At 39.8% G+C, this 18,223-nt stretch carries 18 protein-coding genes; 13 read left to right on the plus strand and 5 right to left on the minus strand.

Annotated elements, in window-relative coordinates:
• Nucleotides 1–68: 68 nt before the first annotated feature.
• From K7X70_RS06805 to K7X70_RS06815, 3 genes are all read left to right on the plus strand, one after another.
• The gene (locus tag K7X70_RS06805) at nt 69–713 is read left to right on the plus strand and encodes a hypothetical protein (protein WP_222536329.1); all 645 of its coding nucleotides are present in this window, start codon (nt 69–71) and stop codon (nt 711–713) included.
• Between the two features lie 118 nt (nt 714–831).
• Nucleotides 832–2,967 carry a response regulator gene (locus K7X70_RS06810; protein ID WP_222536330.1) on the plus strand — a complete coding sequence of 712 codons (2,136 nt, stop codon included), beginning with the start codon at nt 832–834 and terminating at the stop codon, nt 2,965–2,967.
• 188 nt (nt 2,968–3,155) lie between these two features.
• Nucleotides 3,156–5,369: a beta-N-acetylhexosaminidase gene (locus tag K7X70_RS06815; protein ID WP_222536331.1), complete on the plus strand. Its 2,214-nt coding sequence runs from the start codon at nt 3,156–3,158 to the stop codon at nt 5,367–5,369.
• 77 nt (nt 5,370–5,446) lie between these two features.
• Here the strand turns inward: K7X70_RS06815 and K7X70_RS06820 are convergent, their stop codons facing one another.
• On the minus strand, nt 5,447–6,490 hold the full coding sequence (locus K7X70_RS06820) for a hypothetical protein (RefSeq protein ID WP_222536332.1): 1,044 nt from the start codon (nt 6,488–6,490) through the stop codon (nt 5,447–5,449).
• Between the two features lie 153 nt (nt 6,491–6,643).
• On the opposite strand from K7X70_RS06820, the gene K7X70_RS06825 reads away from it, so the two are divergent.
• Together K7X70_RS06825 and K7X70_RS06830 are read left to right on the plus strand one after the other, a co-directional pair.
• Entirely contained in the window at nt 6,644–6,886 is a 243-nt protein-coding gene (locus K7X70_RS06825; protein ID WP_222536333.1) for a hypothetical protein, read from the plus strand.
• Nucleotides 6,887–6,950: 64 nt separating this feature from the next.
• A complete protein-coding gene (locus tag K7X70_RS06830; RefSeq protein ID WP_222536334.1) occupies nt 6,951–7,397 on the plus strand; it encodes a hypothetical protein in 447 nt (148 codons plus the stop codon).
• A 54-nt stretch (nt 7,398–7,451) separates the two neighbouring features.
• Here K7X70_RS06830 and K7X70_RS06835 read toward each other — a convergent pair whose 3' ends face one another.
• Entirely contained in the window at nt 7,452–8,462 is a 1,011-nt protein-coding gene (locus tag K7X70_RS06835; RefSeq protein WP_222536335.1) for a helix-turn-helix domain-containing protein, read from the minus strand.
• 2 nt (nt 8,463–8,464) lie between these two features.
• Nucleotides 8,465–9,445 (minus strand): helix-turn-helix domain-containing protein, encoded by a 981-nt coding sequence (locus K7X70_RS06840; RefSeq protein ID WP_222536336.1) that lies wholly within the window; start codon nt 9,443–9,445, stop codon nt 8,465–8,467.
• Between the two features lie 306 nt (nt 9,446–9,751).
• Between K7X70_RS06840 and K7X70_RS06845 the strand changes: the two genes are divergently transcribed.
• On the plus strand, nt 9,752–10,117 hold the full coding sequence (locus K7X70_RS06845) for a hypothetical protein (protein WP_222536337.1): 366 nt from the start codon (nt 9,752–9,754) through the stop codon (nt 10,115–10,117).
• An 8-nt stretch (nt 10,118–10,125) separates the two neighbouring features.
• On the opposite strand, the gene K7X70_RS06850 is transcribed toward K7X70_RS06845, so the two are convergent.
• Nucleotides 10,126–10,728, minus strand: a complete 603-nt coding sequence (locus K7X70_RS06850) for a hypothetical protein (RefSeq protein WP_222536338.1) — start codon at nt 10,726–10,728, stop codon at nt 10,126–10,128.
• Nucleotides 10,729–10,824: 96 nt separating this feature from the next.
• On the opposite strand from K7X70_RS06850, the gene K7X70_RS06855 reads away from it, so the two are divergent.
• From K7X70_RS06855 to K7X70_RS06880, 6 genes are all read left to right on the plus strand, one after another.
• Nucleotides 10,825–11,742 carry a UbiA family prenyltransferase gene (locus K7X70_RS06855; RefSeq protein WP_222536339.1) on the plus strand — a complete coding sequence of 306 codons (918 nt, stop codon included), beginning with the start codon at nt 10,825–10,827 and terminating at the stop codon, nt 11,740–11,742.
• Nucleotides 11,743–11,807: 65 nt separating this feature from the next.
• Complete coding sequence (locus K7X70_RS06860; RefSeq protein WP_222536340.1) at nt 11,808–12,494, plus strand: class I SAM-dependent methyltransferase; 687 nt, start codon at nt 11,808–11,810, stop codon at nt 12,492–12,494.
• Between the two features lie 286 nt (nt 12,495–12,780).
• The gene (locus tag K7X70_RS06865) at nt 12,781–13,467 is read left to right on the plus strand and encodes a hypothetical protein (protein WP_222536341.1); all 687 of its coding nucleotides are present in this window, start codon (nt 12,781–12,783) and stop codon (nt 13,465–13,467) included.
• 266 nt (nt 13,468–13,733) lie between these two features.
• Nucleotides 13,734–15,485: a PAS domain S-box protein gene (locus tag K7X70_RS06870; protein WP_222536342.1), complete on the plus strand. Its 1,752-nt coding sequence runs from the start codon at nt 13,734–13,736 to the stop codon at nt 15,483–15,485.
• 160 nt (nt 15,486–15,645) lie between these two features.
• Nucleotides 15,646–16,518 (plus strand): pirin family protein, encoded by an 873-nt coding sequence (locus tag K7X70_RS06875; protein ID WP_222536343.1) that lies wholly within the window; start codon nt 15,646–15,648, stop codon nt 16,516–16,518.
• Between the two features lie 16 nt (nt 16,519–16,534).
• Nucleotides 16,535–16,828 carry a GNAT family N-acetyltransferase gene (locus tag K7X70_RS06880; RefSeq protein WP_222536344.1) on the plus strand — a complete coding sequence of 98 codons (294 nt, stop codon included), beginning with the start codon at nt 16,535–16,537 and terminating at the stop codon, nt 16,826–16,828.
• A gap of 102 nt (nt 16,829–16,930) precedes the next feature.
• Here K7X70_RS06880 and K7X70_RS06885 read toward each other — a convergent pair whose 3' ends face one another.
• Entirely contained in the window at nt 16,931–17,467 is a 537-nt protein-coding gene (locus K7X70_RS06885; RefSeq protein WP_222536345.1) for a GNAT family N-acetyltransferase, read from the minus strand.
• Between the two features lie 154 nt (nt 17,468–17,621).
• Between K7X70_RS06885 and K7X70_RS06890 the strand changes: the two genes are divergently transcribed.
• The gene (locus K7X70_RS06890; RefSeq protein ID WP_222536346.1) at nt 17,622–18,161 is read left to right on the plus strand and encodes a GNAT family N-acetyltransferase; all 540 of its coding nucleotides are present in this window, start codon (nt 17,622–17,624) and stop codon (nt 18,159–18,161) included.
• Nucleotides 18,162–18,223 lie beyond the last annotated feature (62 nt).

Consider the following 18,223-nt stretch of genomic DNA (forward strand, 5'->3'; position numbering starts at 1 on the left):
GGGAAATTCACGAATTGCCCTCAGCACTTGCTATCCCTCATTGCCATGAACTTATGGCGCAGCTTTCTATGCATAAAAGAATAGATTTTGATGTTCCTTTAACATTGGCAGATCCCAGATTGTCTACTGATATTTTATACTCGAAAATGCGGGGACGCATGTTCGGGATCCTGGTTTGCGAGGATGCAGTAGGAAATGAAGTCATCCTTCGTGCCTTTTCTTCCAGACACAATGGGGTATGGAATGTAGCAGGATGGGTGCCGCCACTAGTAGATGAGCATGCTTTTGTTGCGGAGGTGGAACTCGGTAATCTCGACATTCATCCCCTAACGGATTTAATTGCCAGCCTCCCCAAAGAATCTAAAGAATGGTACTCGAAACTGGCAGAAAGACGGCTGGTTTCCCATGGAATACTGGCAAAACTAAACGCGCTTTATACCTTCCATAATTTCAAGGGGGAAAGCCGAAGCCTGGAGGAAGCTTTTCAATTGAAAAAGGGAATTCCTGTAGGCACTGGTGATTGCTGTGCACCAAAATTGCTGGATTATGCAGCAAAAAATCGATTGAAACCTTTGAGTATTGCCGAATTTTTCTGGGGAAAGGAAACAGCTTCAGGCCATCGGGCCGAGGGTAGTTTTTATGCTTCCTGTGAAGAAAAATGTCAGCCCATCCTGGGTTTTATGCTTTGTGGGGTAAACAAGTTGTTACACTAATAGTACTCCTGTTTATAATTATTCGGTTGTTTTAGCGTTCTTATAAATTATGTTTAACTTTGATTAGTAGATAAAATCGGCTAACCGATTGAAATTTATATTGATCCTTTTTTTATCAATGAAAAACAAACAGCGCTCTTTCCTTCTCATCTCTGCGGTCATTATATTGTTTATCGGATTTTTATTTCGAAATTCAGTGGTGCAGCGTGCAGAACAATCTACGCTTGTTTCTAGTCTTAAGGAGTTAGAAGTTAATAACTTGAGGATTTCTAAACTGGATACGATTACCCTTAGTTTACAAACCGCAGAAAATAATTTCAGAATGTATACCACGCTCTGGGATACTGCTTATTTTAAGAAATATGTGCTGGATATCAGGTTGATTTCCAATTTGCTAAAAGAGCTTTCTGCAGGAGACAGCAGTGATATTTCAGATGTTATTGTAGGTGACCTCAGGAGTAAAAATGGGCAGATGGCCATGTATAGTGAGCTTAAAAGGCTCACCGATTCTTTAAATAACATCAATCTGCAGATGGAATTGTTAAAGATCAAGGCGACTGCACCAAAATTGAAGAGCTATCCCAAAGCGATGCTGAAAAAGGTAACGCAGGTGGAGGAATTGGCTACAGTACCCACGGCACCTAAGCAAAAATTATTCAAGAGACTAAAAAATGCCATTCTGAATAAGGGGGAGCGGAAGGATTCTACGAAAAGGGTGAAAACCGAAGTGACGTACGAACAAACGGCCGCTGATATAGAGGCTTACAATAAGAAAAGCCTGGCAAATGTAGAACAGTTTTATGCCCGTCTTTTTCAGGATCTACAGCGTAACCGTAATATTTTAACCAAAAAGGAAGAAACAATTCTGAAGCTAAATGAAAGCATCTTTCAGAATATTAAGCGCTTGTTTCAGGAGTTTCGAAATAAAGAAAGTATCAATTCCGACCTGAAAAAAGCGATATTAAAGAGTAGAGCGGACCAATCTCTTGCTGCAATCGGTAGATCCAGACAAATTAACTTTGGAATTAGTGTGCTTTCTTATCTCGCGATCATCCTGCTGATGTGGAAACTCTATCGGGCTTACGATAAAACATTAAGGGCAAACCAGCTGGCGGCAGAGCAGGTGATCATTAAATCCAGATTCTTTACCAGCATCAGTCATGAGATGAGAACGCCTTTAAATGCCATTATAGGGGTGTCTGAGCAACTCAAATCTACTCCTTTGAATGAAGATCAGCAACAGATGTCTAAGCTGCTCGACAATTCTTCTTCTATGTTGTTATCGGCGGTAAATGAAGTGCTGGATTTCTCAAGATTGGAAACAGGGAAGCTGGCATTGGCAAAAACGCCTTTCCGTTACAAACGGATCCTCTCTGATATTGCCTCTACTGCCAGAATTCTGGCAGATCAGAAAGACCTGACTTTGGAACTCGTTCTTGGTGATTCACCGGATTTACTATTGGATGGAGATCCTTACCGATTGAAACAGATGGTCATGAACCTGATTGCAAATGCAATTAAGTTTACGGATAAAGGGAAAGTGAGCATTCATGTGAGCTTAAAGAAAACAGATGAAAAACACATTGTCTTATTGGTTAAGGTAAAAGATACCGGGATTGGTATTTCTGCGGAAAATCAGGCCTTGATTTTCAATGAGTTTTCACAAGTGATCAATTCTAACCGCAGCGATTGGCAAAAAGGCTCTGGATTGGGATTAGCCATTAGCAAGAAATTGGTGGAAATGCATAAAGGGAAAATTTCTGTGGAAAGTACCTTGGGTAAAGGTTCTACTTTCACGCTGGAAATCCCCTATGTAGTGGCCGAAAATGATCGTGAAGAGCTGGATGAACAAAAGTCACTGGTGATCAATAGCGATCACTTTAAGAACCTTCATATACTGGTGGTTGATGATTCAGAAATGAATTTGCTGGTGATCAAAATGATCTTTAAGAAAATTGGGATCAGCTTTGATACGGCAACAAACGGACAGGAAGCTTTGAATTTCCTGGAGTCAAAACGCTATGATATGGTGCTGACCGATATTCAGATGCCTGAAATGGATGGTATAGAGCTCACCAAGAGAATCCGTGCGCTGGAGGATCAACAAAAATCTCAGTTGCCTATCATTGCCATCACTGGGCAAATCAGCAGCGAATCGCATGAAAGATACCTTTCTGCCGGTTTAAATGATTACATCATTAAGCCATTTACGGAGTCCGAGCTGATGGAGAAAATCCTGGATTACCTTAAATAGTCTGCAAATTGGCCGCCAAGTAGATTTGCTTTGTAAATTACGCAACCGTTTGCAATGGTTAATGCAAACGATTGTGTGCTTCCTCATGGTTTTGTATCGGCTGTTTTTAGTTAATATTTTCTTACAATTGTGTAAAGACAACTTGACTGAATAGTTTGTCCGCATGCTAAAACAAACCAAATATTGTTATGAAAATTAAATATCAGGCGCGCTTTTTACTAGCCATGCTGCTGTTGGCCAGCTCAGCGGCATTCGCCCAGTTTAACCTAGTTCCATTACCTCAGCAGATCGTACTGGGGGAGGGTTCATTTCTAATTAAACCACAAACAAAGATATTTTATGAGAAGGGACTGAAACAGCAGGCAGAATTGCTGGTTTCAGCACTATCTCCTGCCACAGGGTTTGATTTCGTATTGCTGGAATCAAATACTACTCGTGTAAATGGCATCACATTGCGTACTGGAAATTCAGGTGCTGAGCATAAAGAAAGCTATAAATTAACGGTCAATAAAGACCTGATCAGCATTGTTGGAAACCATAGTGCAGGGGTATTTTATGGCATACAAACCTTACTTCAAATGTTGCCTCCGGAAGTTTACCATAAGGAACGTCAGAAAGCGGTTAAATGGGAAGTTAAAGCTGCGGTCATCACAGATGCGCCATTGTACCCATGGAGGGGAATGATGCTGGATGTTGCCCGGTATTTCTTCTCGAAAGAATATGTATTGAGGTTCATCGATATGATGGCGATGTACAAAATGAATGCACTTCATTTTCACCTGACGGATGATTCTGGATGGAGAATAGAGATCAAAAAATATCCTAAGCTGACGACTGTTGGTGGTTTTAGTGGTGTTGGACCAGATAGAAAAGGTGGATATTATACGCAGGAAGACCTGAAAGAGATCGTGGCGTATGGCCTGGCAAGGAACGTAGACATTATTCCCGAATTGGAATTGCCTGCTCATGCGCAGGCTGCTGTTGCTGCCTATCCTTATTTATGCTGTACCGGAGAACAATATGATGTTCCAGGACAACACTTTATCAGTAAAGAGCTTTTATGCGCAGGCAAAGAAAGCACTTATGAATTTATTGACAACATCATCAAAGAAACAGTAGCGCTATTCCCTTCAAAATACCTGCATATTGGTGGTGATGAAGCAGTGTATACGCGCTGGAAAGCCTGTCCGATATGCCAAAAGAAAAAAGCAGAACTTGGTCTGAAAACAGAAGAACAACTGCGCCTTCATTTTAACCGTCGCGTTCAGAAAATCGCTGGTAAATATGGAAAAACCATTGTTGGATGGGATGAGATTATCGAAGATGGTTTAGAAGATAAAGCAGTGGGCATGATCTGGCATGAACCTAAAAAAGCCTTCAAAGCTGCTGAATCAGGGCATTATTCGGTGATGTCATTGACCGGTTATTGCTATTTCGATGTGGCAGAAAGTGCAATCCCCGGTGAAATTAAAGCAGCTGGATGGCTGCCTCCAATCTCCTTAGAGAAAGTTTACCAGCTGAATCCAATGCTGGAAGGTATGGACGAAAAATACCGTCCATTGATCTTGGGTGCGTCTGCTACTTTATGGGCGGATCAGTTCATTCATGGGACGATACTTCAGGAAATTCCAATGATAAATGAGAACCGCTCGGAGAAATATTTTGACTACCTGACCTTTCCCAGGATGTCTGCATTGGCAGAGGTTTTATGGACACCATTGGCCAGACAAAACTGGAAGGATTTCGAAAACCGCATGCGCAGTCAATACAGTCGCTATGATGCTGCCGGGATCGGTTACCGCATGCCAGTACCAAAATTAATCAGTCAGGAGAAAACTGCAGCAGGATATGTGATCAAATTAGAAAACCTGGTAGATGGAGCGGAGATTCGCTACACCACAGATGGCAGTCTGCCGAATGTATATTCGCCGGTTTATACGAAAGCGGTTGCGGTAAAGGAATTGACGGATTTCTATGCGATTACCGTATTGAACAGGAGTCAGTTTTCCCTGCCTTTCTATTTCCCTGGTAAACATGAGCAGTTTAAAAAGTATGGGGAGCTGCTTGCCGAATGGAATCCTCAAAATGTTAAGGGAAAGGAATTTGGCCTGCTGGAAATGAATGCTGGTGGAAAAATCAGCGGCAATGGTGCGTATGCGCTTCATTTCTGGTATACTGCTGGTGATTCACGTTTGGAAATTCAATCGATAGCAGTGTATAAAAACGGGGTAAAAATCACAGAAGATGTACACGATGGTTTCAGTGGAACTGAAGCGAACAACAATAAGTATAGTTTCAAAATCGACAACTACGAAACTGGCGCTGTATTTACGATAAAAGCAAAGGTACGCGGTGATGTGAATGACAGTACCAATGGGGTAGTGATGGTTAAAAAGATCTAGCAGGAACCGATAGGAAGCACGCTGTTTTTTAAAATCATGGCAAGGCCTTTAAAATTATAAGGAGGTATATTCTCTCCTTATAATTTTACTTGGCGGATGATGTTCTTTACATTCAATTCAATGATATCTGTCATGGTTTCACATTCCAGATAATGCTCATCTTCAAAATGGGCGGCCATCCCTAATTTTAACTGATTGGTATTTTCAACACTAGTCAATACATCTTCATTTGAGACATCTCTTAAATCTGCCAAACGGTGACGTTCACTGCGTACCCGGTGTAGTATCGACGATTTTTCCTCCTGCTGGTATTGAAGAAAGGTTTTATCTGTCAATTGTTCCGTGCATAATTTCACATAAGGGAAGTTCTCTTTAAAGAACTGCGGCAGGTATACCTTTAGATTTCCCTCATAGAATTGCTGGTCAAAATCTATGGCCCTGATTCTAAATTGGATATCGTCAAAATCTGGGGTGATCTGTACCACAAAATTATAGGCGCGCATGTCTCCCAGGAGCATGACCAAACAACGTTCATTAAATTTCACAAACTCCTTTGCAATCCTGGTCTGGTTGTATTCCGGGTTGTGTAAATAGTTTTTTGCAAATACATCACCAGGAATTCCGGCAATATGTTCTTCAATCAATGTTTCCCGATCTACCAGGTAATTCACCTGATTTGGCGATAAGATTTCTTCCAGTTCCAGGCCATAAATCCTTGAAGCATCTGCTTTCTTTACATAGAAATAATCGTATACATCATTTAAACGGTTGACAATCCGAATCCGGAAGGGGTGGGTATTACCAAAAGTGCAGTATTCAATTTTATCAATGTATTTGTGCTGTACGATGCGCAGATTACCAGATGCTTTTAAGTTGGCATAAATCACTTTTAGGCCATTATGAAGGTTTTCAATGCGTTCGGAAGAATAAATAGGACCTTCCCACAAAGTGTCTTTACCATATTTATCCATGAGCGGAAAAGATTCATCAAACATCATCAGATCATTATAACTAATCGGGAGCCTGGATTCCCGCTGGTAACTTCTCAGGTATTTCTGTAAGGCAGGGGAAACCGGAAAAGTCGGTTTCTTACGTGATATTTTTACATCATTATCTTCCATGGATTCGTATTTAGGGTCAATTTAGTGTTTTCTACAGGGAATCAAGCTATCCGGCAAAATTTGAATCGGTCTTATTTTAAGAGTTTTTTGTCTGAATGTTCCATTCTCCGGAATCTGCCACCCGTACTTTTGTCCTATAAATCAACAATAACAATGGCATCATTAAGAAAATACATCGTCGTAAAAGGGAACCCAATTTTATTTCCCTCAGATCTGGTTCATGCAGAAGTAGCTGGTCAGGATAACTTGGTAGATAGCGCAGGGTTTTTCGTAATTGTAAAGGATAAAAAAGGCAAACGTGTCGTTTGTATCGGGGAAAGTACGTCCTTATCTATAGCGAGTAAGCCAGAAAGAGATCAGAAACTAATTGCACGCTACCTGGGGATTGAAGATTAATGGATCAATAGCACCGAGAATATCACACAAAAACAACCATAATTAATCAATTAAAAACAACAAGATGAAAAACAAATTTTTAGCCGTATTACTAGTGATCGCAGCTGCATTTACTGCCTGTAAAAAAGATAAAGCACAAGAACCTGAAGAAAATGTACTGCCCGCTGGAAAATACAGACTGATTGAAATGCAGCAGACCGATGCTGCCGGAAAAGATTCTGTAACTGTTAAATATCCATTAAGCAGTTTAAGCCTGACCTTTGATCAGGAAAAACAGACCGCAAATGTTACTGGCAAGCCAGAATTGCTGCAAATAACGGGCAGCTATAATGTCAAAGTTGATGGCAGTCTGACCGATGCGAAAGTTTCCACTTCCAGAAATGTTCCTGGAGAGAACGACCTGAATGTTGCAGACCATTTAACTGCCGGAGAAAAATTTGAAGCAAAAGGAGGAACCGTAATTATACGTGCAAAAAACAAGGGCTACCTGGTTTTTAGTATGCAAAAGTAGTTTAACAAAAGAATGAGGGATTCTTTTAATAATTACTACAGACAGCAGGCCTGATTAGGGCTTGCTGTTCTGTTTTTCCAAAATATCGCCTGGCAATACCTGGAACATATGCTTATAAACTTTAGCAAAATAATTAGGGCTGCTATAGCCCAGTTCATAAGCCACTTCCTGGACACTTGAAAAATGACCACTGCTTAAAAGCTGTTGTGCCAGTAACAGTTTCTCATTCAGGAAAAACTGATTCGGACTATCTTTTAATATCTTTTTGAAAAGCCCCTTATATTTTGAAACGGACATTTCTGCCATATCAGCCATCTTCTGTAGACCTGGAAATTCGGAGAGCAGGTTTGCCATCAGGTATTCAGAAGTTAAAAATATACGTTCTATATCCTGATTAGATAACTTATTGATTATCGGCTCAAACCTGCTGGCACGTTCTAATAGATAGCCCAATAAATATAAAGCTGTACTTTTTAGCTTTAACTCAAAAGAAGGACTGGTATAATCATCCTCCTTTAGCTGGCTCAGCAGTATTTTGCTCCTGCTGTCGATATGGCTATAGAATAAAAGCGTGTTCTTAGATTCATCAAAAAGCAGGTTGTTTGTTTCCAGATCCCTGGTAGATGCGGCCAGCTCTTTTAGGTGACCTTTATCAATAAATAACCTTAAACTATAGGATCGCTTACCTATTGGCGGCATGATGACACCTTTCATACTGCAGTCCATAAAGCCCATCCCCAGTTTAGCATGGTACCCGGCTTTATGAATGGTATTGCCAATGATATGTGTGGTGATCTCGTCCCCAATGTCAAAATAAACCATATAATAATTATGGTCGGTAGGGATTCTGGTGATGGCTACAGGAACCTTAAAGGTCATATCCAACAGCAGCACCGATAATCCTGGGGTCACTTCCAGAAATATGGAACCTCCATCAGCAATGTTCCCGGGCATGGTTAAAATCTTATTGTCTTTTAGGGTTGCACCAATACCGTCCACAATTTGCTGCTGCCATTCCGGCCCAAGGGTGTAGTGGTAGAAAAATTCGATCCTTTCCTCGGTCATATTTATAGTTGGCTAAGGTATTCTTTTGGGGGGACGCCAAAGGCGGTTTTAAATTGCTCAATCAGGTGTGTGGAATTGAAAAAGCCAAATTTATCGGCAATTTCTCCAATGGTAAATTCACCTGTTTCCAGCATTTCTTTAGCATAAGAAAGCTTATTGCTTTGGAAAAATACATGCGGACTGATGCCGCTGATCTTTTTGAAAAGCTTTTTATACTTGGTTTCCGACATGTTTGCCGCTGCAGCCAGAAACTGAATTCCAGGGAATGCAGTTTCAATATTTGCAATCAGGTAAGCCTGTGAACTGATAATATGGCCTACATCTTCAGGGAAAACCTGTTCGATGATGATTTCCTGATTGATGATCTGATCCAGGTAATCAGCGATGAGACCATATACGGTGCCGGTAATATAGAGGTCGTATAAAGGCCCTGAAGGTGGTACTTTTCTGAGTTCATTCATGAGCCACCAGGCCTGATTGCTCATCCTGTCAAACCTAACAATGGTATTGAGCTCCGGATCAAAAATAGACTCTACAATTTGCTGGTGCTGCGGAATTCTGGAGAGGTATTGTTTCAAGGCGTTTTTCTTAATGAAAATAGCAATCATATAGGTAGTAGCTCCCGCTTTCACCTGGAAATCACCGTTTAAATCTGCATCAAATATGCCCAGATTATATCCCCATCTCCCCGCAGATCTGGTTACCTCATTTAGAATGTGAATAGAATCGCCCTCGCTGAGGTTAAAATAGAGTCCTATAAAGTCGCTGCGGGTATTTCTTAACTTGTAGACTACATCTTGCCGATAGGTGACATCGATGATAAAAGCAGACAACTGATCATTGATCTGGAGGACATACCGGTTGCCTTGCTGTTCCTCATCTGCGATGCGGATGTAATTCCCCTCCACATAACCGCCTATTCCTGCAGCAAATCCTGCAACCCAATCTAATTCTACCCCATATTGGTGGATGACTTCCTTCATTTAAGATGTTCTTTAAGTTTTGGCACAACCAGATCAATCTTAACCCAAAGATAGTTTTTCCATTTAGTATCTTTTTAAAATTTAACATCCTGTTGATAGGCTAATGTTTTTGATGTCATTCCTGTCTACATGATGGCATTTCTGTCAATTTACTGGTATTTCTGTTAATATGCTAATTTTTCTGTCAGTTTGTTGGTCTCCAGTAGTTTCAGCTGAATTAGAAGCTGGATTACATTTTTCATTCCTAAAAATAATACGTAATTTTCTACTTTATAAATTAGCGATAGATTCTCCATCTTACATCTCATGAAAAAAACAATGCGTTATCGGACATCCCTTATTTTCCGTTTTAAAAAATGGCTAAGAGCTATGGTCGTTCGCTGGAAGAAAAGAAAGGAAGTCACTTCTAATCTGGAGAAGTTTCCTTTGATGGAATTTAAAGAAGTAGCGTTGGTTAGGGCTGAGATCAATACCGGGATTGTTTTGGATGAAGCGTGTAATTATGCCGTGTATCCTGATCAAAAGGTGTATACCGTTTTTGAGAATATTGAAAAAGGTTTAAAATATGCCCGACAAATCATCGAAGAGCGAAGAAATATTGAATGTATCCTTTATGGAATAGATCAAAGGGTATTGCATTGCGTGAATTGCGATAATTTTGAAGCGTATTAATGATACGGTTATTCCAGCTTTCTCATTTTTGTCTTCAATGATTCCATTAAATCGCTGCATTTTAAGGCGTATTGTTCTACCTGCTGATCGCTAAAATCTTCCAGATTGGTAAGGGGGAGGACTAAGGTCTTTTTGATGACCGGCATTTTAACTAATTTTTCTTTTTCCTGATCATAGTAATTCCAGTTTCCGGTGTATTGCTGACTGATCAGATTTATGGAGGAATTTCCACTGCCATCATTTGCGGCATTTCCAAATTCGTACCTGGTCATGCTGACCAGTCTGATGCTTTTGGTTTTTTTATCGTATCGGAAGAAGCAAGTATAGCCAGCTCTCATCCAGTTGTTGAAAAATTCAAAGCCATTTTCCATCGGCCTGATGCCAGTCATCACCAATTCAATGTTGTCAATTTCTTTGCTTTTGATCTCCTGGAAAGCCTGACTCGATAATTTACAAATGATCCTGGCGGCTGCTTTATCAAAAAAAATACTGTCAGGATGCTGATCTGCATCCAGGTCTTTAAGTAAGGTATCTGGTTTGAGCTCCTGTCCACAGCAAAAAGAAGCCAGGACTAGGGTAAACAAGATGGTGAGGAAGCTATGTTTTCTCATTTGATTCAGATAGGCCATAAAAATAGGATGTTTATGGTGAAATATTCTTTTTATATCCGAAATTGCCCTCCTAGATCCTTCTGATCTTATATTTTGATGGGCAGTAAAATTATTCGGTTTATTTTTTTCGGAAATTACTTCGTGGGCATACTGGCTGTTGCCTTAACGCTGGAAGCCACGATGCAGCTTAAATTACCCTACAATTCCATCAATTATTATGTATTGCTGTTTTTAGCGCCAACCATTTATTATACCTACGCTTACCATAAAATGTCTGCGCAGCCCGTACCAAATAATCCAAGGAGTCTATGGTATTTCCAGCATAAAAATTTTATCAGATGGAGCCAGGCAGTACTGTTCAGCGTGTGTTTGGGGCTGGCAATAAGCCTGCTTTATCAGAATTACCAGAATATTCTGAATCTGCCGGTCAATTACTGGCTCGCCATCGGCGTCATTGTTTTTGCAGGAGCTTTTTATTATGGCTTGCTGCCCAAATCTTTCCGGCAATTGAACCTGAGAAATACGGGCTGGCTAAAGGCTTTTGTGATCGGTTTTGTCTGGGCTTGCTGTGCTAATGTCATGCCGCTGATCATGCTCAAAATAGAAACCGGTGTCGGTTATCATGATCCGCTGCTCTGGACCTGGTTATTTATTAAAAACTGGATGTTCTGTACAGTGAATGCTATTATTTTCGACATAAAAGATTACCCTACAGATTCGAATAAACATTTGAAAACTTTTGTAGTTCAGTATGGTTTAAGAAAAACCATTTTCTATATCTTAATTCCGCTGCTCGTCATAGGGATCATTGCATTATCCATATTTGTCAGTTATAAAGGCTTTGGGCCGGTTCCATTTCTACTGAATTTATTGCCTTTCTTATTGACGATTTATATTGCTTATACGATGAGGCGTAGAAAAAACATTTTATATTATCTCATGGTGATTGATGGATTGATTTTGTTTAAAGCCATTTGTGGAATGCTGGCCATGCAGTTTATGCCGCTGGCTTAGATTTATGCCAGCCTTAGTTTTATGCCCATGCTTTAATTATGGAACTGTTTTAAACACTCGGATTGATGAAGAACAACTACGATAAAATAGCGCGTTATTATGATCGACTGAGTCGCCTGGTTTTCTTTAAATCACAGGTCAATGCACAGATTGATCAGCTTCACTATCTTCCTGAAAAAGGAAGGGTTTTAATTGTTGGAGGAGGCACGGGCTGGATTTTGGAAGCAATAGCTAAAGTTGTTCCGGAAGGTTTACACCTGGTCTATGTGGAGATCTCCGCGAAAATGATGGCGCTGTCAAAGGAAAGAGCGGTTGCCGGAAATACCGTTGATTTTGTCAACCTTGGAATTGAAGATTTTTATACTAACCAGCCTTTCGATGTGATCTGTACCCCCTTTTTATTTGATAATTTTTCAGAGGAAAGCGCGGTGATGGTTTTTCATCATCTCGATTCGATGCTTAGGAAAGGCGGACTATGGTTTCATACGGATTTCGATTTAGTAGTGAATAAGGGGGGAAACGATGATCGGAAGCCCGATGTCGGGGATTGGTGGAAAACAGTTTTCTTAGCGCTGATGTATCGGTTTTTTAAATTAATAGCGCAGGTAGAAGCCTCAAAATTGATCAATATGAGGCCTTATTTTGAGGCTGCAGATTATCAGGTGTTGGAGCAAAAACATTATTACAGAAAGTTCATTCAGAGTTTAGTCCTAGAAAAATCATCTAGCAAAGCAGTTGTAAAAACAACTTAACTTCCTATTTCTGGCAATGCCACAAAAATTACAAAGCATGCCTTTGATTTTTTAATTAAAAAAGGATCATTCGGCTGGCAACTGAAAAGTGTAGGTCTGCCACTTTAATTTATAGCAGAAATATCAGGTAATTCATTAACAGTCAGAATGAATAAGGCGCAGTTGGCGATTATAGATGGTATTTCTGGAATCAGTCTGCGGTTAAAAGCGATAGAAGATAAATAGGAATTTAAATATAATTGTATATTTAACTTTATACCAACGTAGCTCTTGGGCGTAAATTATTATGAAAACTTCTATAAATGATCCGTTTGAGTTAGACACTTGTATCAGAGGCTTGAGTATATTAATGTCCTCTGTTCATTCAGATTTTTATGAATTTGTTTATTACCTCACCTTTAAAAAAGCCTTTAGACAATATTACAGCGAGTTTAATGATCCCTGGGAGCTACCAATTGAAGATGGTGATTTTTTCAATGAAGTGGATGATCCCTTTGTTCAAAACTGTTTGAAGGCATTTACAAAAATAGGCGAGACCAAAGCCGAATTGAATGCCTGGTTCGGAATTGATGAGTATGAAGATGGTCAAACTGCGAAGTACGTTTTCGAAGGCATGCGCTTTAAACCCTATCAGTCGTTTTATAAGCGCGCTAAAAGCTATAAAAAGCTTAAATTATGTTACGAACGTTCTCTGGCAGAGTTTATTCACAGCTTATTTTTATATGCTTGTGCATTAACTGCCCAGAGCAATAAAGTTCCCTTATTGCTAAAAAAGCAGTTTAACCTAGCCAATGATGAGTCCTTTAGACTGCTCAATCGGGATGATGATCAGGTGGCATTATTAATCGGCTTGATGAAGGAGTTGAAAAAAATCCTGAATGAGCTCCGTTTACTGATTTATACCCCGAATATCGCTGTTAAAATGCAGTCGGGCAAATCCAATGTAAATTCAAAAGGAGCGAATAAAAAATAAAGGTCTGCCATTGTGCTGTAAAAGACTTTTCTAAAATTCCTACAAACAATGTGTAGATTAATTTGGTTGTATTGACAAATTCAAATGCAGCAGAGAAGTTTACGGTATGAATTATTGGATTCTTGCCTTATTCCAATAAATTTTGATAGATTTTAATGTGTTTACTTGCATGTATTTGAAGCTTGTAAAATATGGAAGGGTTTAGCAATAATCACCTTCTTCGCATGGCAGCAAGTATATTCCAAAATTGATTAAGATAAATCAAGATGAAAAGTGTTAAGGCTCCAAATTCAGACGTCACTTTTGAAAAGCAACTCAAAGCCTATCAGAAAAGAATTTCCAACATCCTGGAAAGCTTTACAGATGCATTCTTTGAAGTAGACAGCGATTGGACTGTTATTTATTGGAATAAAGAAGCGGAACGGATACTGATGATGCCTAGAAAAAACATCATAGGCAAAAATCTATGGGAAGTATACAGTGATGCCATTCCACTTAAATTTTACAAAGAATACCATCGTGCAGTTGCAGAAAATACCGCCGTACGTTTCCAGGAATATTTTGAACCACATCAATTGTGGTTTGAGGTAGCTGCTTTTCCTTCCGGTGAAGGTTTGTCTGTTTATTTTAAAGACATTACAGCTCATGTAAATGCGACAGAGCAGCTAGAGAAGGAAAAACAGCGGTATATCGACTTATTTAACCTCAGCCCACTTCCTCAATGGGTATATGACAAGGAAACACTCGCTTTTTTGGATGTGAATGAGGCTGCAATAAAGTTTTATGGCTACACACGTCATCAGTTTTTAAAAATGAACATAGGGGACGTCCGCCCATTGGAAGATTGGGATGTACAGCAGGAGGAGGTCATTAAAGCGCTTAATATGGGGGATATTGGCCAGTCGATCACCCGCCATTGTAAAAAAAATGGGGATTTGGTCTATGTAACTGTAGAAAGTAATGAGGTTCAATTTAATGACGTGGCCGCTTGTTTGGCATTGGTAATCGACCGTACGGAACAAATTAGAGCTGAATATGATTTGTCAAGAAGCGAACAAAGGTTTAAAGCCATGGTACAGAATGGGTCGGACCTGATCACCATATTAGATGCCAAAGCAGTGTATAAATATGTAAGTCCAGCCGCTATGGCGATTTTAGGTGTTGATCCCGAGCAATTGTTAGGGAAACGTCTTTTTGATTTTATTCATCCGGACGACCGTCAGGAAACGCAACGCAGTTTCGATCGGATAAAAGAACATAAACAGATACATTTACATTCCTTTCGCTTTAAAAATAAACAAGGGGATTACCGCTGGATAGAAACCATTATTACCAACATGATGGACGACCCGGCGGTGCAGGGGCTTGTCTGCAATTCAAGAGATATTACCGAAGACATAGAGAACAAAAGAAAAATTGCAGAGAGTATCGGGCGCTACAATATTGTCTCTAAAGCCACCAGTGATGTGATCTGGGATTGGAATATGGAAACCGAAGGTATCCTTTGGAATAAAGGTTTAAAAGAAGTTTTTGGCTATGATCAGACTGAGAATAACCGGAATTGGTTTCTGGAACGCATCCATCCGGAAGACCTCACGATGGTATTGCGGGAGTTTAAATTGCTCACAACCAATAAAAAGACCAGGTTAAAACTGGAGTATCGTTTTCGCTGTGCGGATGGCATCTATAAATCAGTATTGGACCGCTCTTTTGTAGTATTTGATACCAAAGGGAAACCCACACGTATGATCGGTTCCATGCAGGATATCACAGAAAGGATCAACCATACCAAAGCAATAGAAGCACAAAATAGCCAGTTAAGAAAAATTGCCTGGATCCAGGCCCATGAAATCAGAGCACCTTTAGCCCGGATTATGGGCTTAGTAGAGCTGCTGCAAGGCTATTCTTCAGATCAGGTTTTAAAAGAATATATCGCCCATTTAAAATCATCTTCCGATGAATTAGATAAGGTCATCAGATCAATTATGAAAAATGCTGACCATCAATCCCTGGATTGAAATAGCTAATTCTTATCCTACATCAATGCACAGGCGTAAAAGCCAGGTTATCTTTGTATATCATAATTATTCGCTCAGGATCATACTTTGATTTAGTTCAGTAATGAGCTCAATTTAAATCTCACAGCGGAATAAATATGGTATAAAAAAGGAGAAGATAATGAAAAAGGTAATTGAAAAAATCGTGACAAATTCTGGCAGACCACACATGGTTGGTGATGGGTTTAGGGTATTTAATTATATCCCGGGAGCAGGTATCCCTCAGGAGAGAATCAGCCCATTTTTACTCCTGGATTTTAATCCTGAATATGATTTTGGCCCTTCAAGCCACGTAAGAGGTGTTGGCGTCCATCCACATAAAGGTTTTGAAACGGTAACGATTGCTTATAAAGGAACGGTAGCGCATCACGACAGTACAGGTAGTCATGGCATAATCAATTCTGGTGATGTGCAATGGATGACTGCTGGTAACGGTATTTTACATAAAGAGTACCATGAAGAAGCATTTTCTAAAAGGGGCGGTCCTTTTGAAATGGTACAGTTATGGGTAAATCTTCCTAAAAAAGATAAATCTGTAGCTCCGCATTATCAGGAGTTAACTGCTGCGGGAATGGGGAAACTGGAATTGCCGGATGCTGCAGGTGTAGTCAATGTGATCGCGGGAAACTTTAACGGAATCGCAGGGCCTGCTCAAACTTATAGTCCGGTAAATCTGTTTGATATAAAACTGAAAGCAGGTGGAACGGTAAGTACCCAGGTTTCCGCTGCTCATAATACTGCTTTATTAGTGGTAAATGGTAGTGTAGAAGTAAATGGAGAACGTGTAGGAGAACATAATTTTGTATTGTTTGGAAATGAAGGAGAAGAAATTCAGCTGAAAGCCAATCAAGACAGTGTGATCTTACTGATGAGTGGAGCGCCTTTGAATGAACCAATCGTGAGCTATGGCCCATTTGTAATGAATACAGATGAAGAAATCAGTCAGGCGATTGTGGATTTCAATATGGGTAAATTCGGAGAATTGGCTGATTAATCAAAATTTTAAGGTTATGAATGAGGAATATGTAAGTCTTCCCCTGGTTAAAAACCCGGAAGCAAACCGTTTTGAACTGAAAGTAGGGGAGTATACTGCATTTATCGAGTATAAAGAACGCGATAAGAAGATCTGGTTAATCCATACAGAATCCCCTGAAGCGCTACAGGGTAAAGGCGCTGCTACAGCAATAATTGAAAAGACTTTGGCTTATATAGAAGACCATGGTTATAAATTGATCCCGCTGTGTCTGATGGTTGCCGCCTATCTCAAACGGCATCCGGAATGGAATAGGGTGGTAGTTGCTTAATATATTCCTAAAATATGAATCATAAAGCAGCCCGGCAATCAAAATTGCCGGGCTGCTTTTTTTGTATCAATTTTTTTTATTAAGGATAAGTCTGTGAATTACTTATTGGCTTAACCAATCGGCTTTACTGATTTCAAACCAGTCACATTTTATTCCTTCATGGTCGAAATGACCAGTGATTTTTAATCCTGATTTTTGTAAAGCATGGCGCGATCCTGCATTCTCAGCATGTGCCATTGCATAGACCGTTTCCAGATTCATTTCTTCAAATGCGTATTTTAAGGATGCTTTAGCTGATTCGGTTGCATAACCCTTGCCCCAGTGTTCCTTTAAAAAGCGGTAGCCCACCTCATAAAAATGGTTGCGGTCATTTATCGGACTGGTGATCAATTTCAAACCTCCCCAACCTACAAATTCCTTACTTTCCTTGTCAACAACTGCCCACCGGCCAATGCCATTGGTTACATATTGTTCCCTGATGAAACGAATATTGTCTTCCGACTCACTGATGTCTTTAAAAGGTTTATTGCCCAGATACTTGTGCACTTCCGGATCGGAATCCATCTTGAACATCAAAGGCGCATCTGCCAGGGTAAGTGTTCTTAAAATAATACGGTCGGTTTCTACAAAAATCTTCATGTTGATATAAAATAATATCCTTTACCTAAAGCTTAGGTCTCAGCGTTTCCAAAATTGCTCAATACTTTAGAATTATAAAAGCTTTGAATTTATTTATAAATAATTGTTAAGAGTATAGTTTAAAGACTAAAATATTCTTATTATTGGTCTTTGTATGATCATGAAATCAAAAAAGATAACTACGCAACGTCTTTATTTACTTCCGTTTACACTTCAAATGGCCAGAGAGATCATGGATGGTCAATTTACTTCCTTATTGTCTCTTGGGATAAAACCTGGAGCAGGCTGGCCGGATGAAGAGCTGTTGGAATGTTTACCAAGAATCATCGAAAATCTGGAAAAAGTATCGGAACCTTCTGGTTTTGAATCCTGGATGATTATTGATAAAAGCAGTAAATCGTTGATTGGTGATGCTGGATTTAAAGGACTTCCGAATGCGGATGGAATCGTAGACCTTGGTTACGCCATTGTAGCTGCTGAAAGGCGTAAAGGCTATGCTGCTGAAGCTGCCGAAGCACTGATCAAATGGGCTTTTAAACAACCTGAAGTAAAAATGATTACTGCGTTATGCAAGCACGTCAATGAAGGCTCTACAAAAACACTGACCAATCTGGGATTCTACCAGAAGTTTGTCAAAGAGGAGATGATCCACTGGTTTTTACTTCGTGAGCCCAATAAAAAAGTATTAGGGTAAAAAAAACGGGATAGTCATCTGTAAATTGATCCACTACCCCGTCGAGAATTAGCATTAGGAAA

It is taken from the genome of Pedobacter polysacchareus, assembly GCF_019802255.1.
Classification (GTDB): Bacteria; Bacteroidota; Bacteroidia; order Sphingobacteriales; family Sphingobacteriaceae; genus Pedobacter; species Pedobacter polysacchareus.

Excerpts from the sequence above, each read along its gene's own strand:
- K7X70_RS06820 (WP_222536332.1), bottom strand. The coding sequence starts at position 6,490 with ATGGAAGATAATGATGTAAAAATATCACGTAAGAAACCGACTTTTCCG.
- K7X70_RS06865 (WP_222536341.1), top strand. The coding sequence starts at position 12,781 with ATGAAAACTTCTATAAATGATCCGTTTGAGTTAGACACTTGTATCAGA.
- K7X70_RS06855 (WP_222536339.1), top strand. The coding sequence starts at position 10,825 with ATGGGCAGTAAAATTATTCGGTTTATTTTTTTCGGAAATTACTTCGTG.
- K7X70_RS06830 (WP_222536334.1), top strand. The coding sequence starts at position 6,951 with ATGAAAAACAAATTTTTAGCCGTATTACTAGTGATCGCAGCTGCATTT.
- K7X70_RS06880 (WP_222536344.1), top strand. The coding sequence starts at position 16,535 with ATGAATGAGGAATATGTAAGTCTTCCCCTGGTTAAAAACCCGGAAGCA.
- K7X70_RS06885 (WP_222536345.1), bottom strand. The coding sequence starts at position 17,467 with ATGAAGATTTTTGTAGAAACCGACCGTATTATTTTAAGAACACTTACC.
- K7X70_RS06850 (WP_222536338.1), bottom strand. The coding sequence starts at position 10,728 with ATGAGAAAACATAGCTTCCTCACCATCTTGTTTACCCTAGTCCTGGCT.
- K7X70_RS06845 (WP_222536337.1), top strand. The coding sequence starts at position 9,752 with ATGAAAAAAACAATGCGTTATCGGACATCCCTTATTTTCCGTTTTAAA.
- K7X70_RS06815 (WP_222536331.1), top strand. The coding sequence starts at position 3,156 with ATGAAAATTAAATATCAGGCGCGCTTTTTACTAGCCATGCTGCTGTTG.
- K7X70_RS06810 (WP_222536330.1), top strand. The coding sequence starts at position 832 with ATGAAAAACAAACAGCGCTCTTTCCTTCTCATCTCTGCGGTCATTATA.
- K7X70_RS06835 (WP_222536335.1), bottom strand. The coding sequence starts at position 8,462 with ATGACCGAGGAAAGGATCGAATTTTTCTACCACTACACCCTTGGGCCG.
- K7X70_RS06805 (WP_222536329.1), top strand. The coding sequence starts at position 69 with ATGCATAAAAGAATAGATTTTGATGTTCCTTTAACATTGGCAGATCCC.
- K7X70_RS06825 (WP_222536333.1), top strand. The coding sequence starts at position 6,644 with ATGGCATCATTAAGAAAATACATCGTCGTAAAAGGGAACCCAATTTTA.
- K7X70_RS06875 (WP_222536343.1), top strand. The coding sequence starts at position 15,646 with ATGAAAAAGGTAATTGAAAAAATCGTGACAAATTCTGGCAGACCACAC.
- K7X70_RS06840 (WP_222536336.1), bottom strand. The coding sequence starts at position 9,445 with ATGAAGGAAGTCATCCACCAATATGGGGTAGAATTAGATTGGGTTGCA.
- K7X70_RS06890 (WP_222536346.1), top strand. The coding sequence starts at position 17,622 with ATGATCATGAAATCAAAAAAGATAACTACGCAACGTCTTTATTTACTT.
- K7X70_RS06860 (WP_222536340.1), top strand. The coding sequence starts at position 11,808 with ATGAAGAACAACTACGATAAAATAGCGCGTTATTATGATCGACTGAGT.
- K7X70_RS06870 (WP_222536342.1), top strand. The coding sequence starts at position 13,734 with ATGAAAAGTGTTAAGGCTCCAAATTCAGACGTCACTTTTGAAAAGCAA.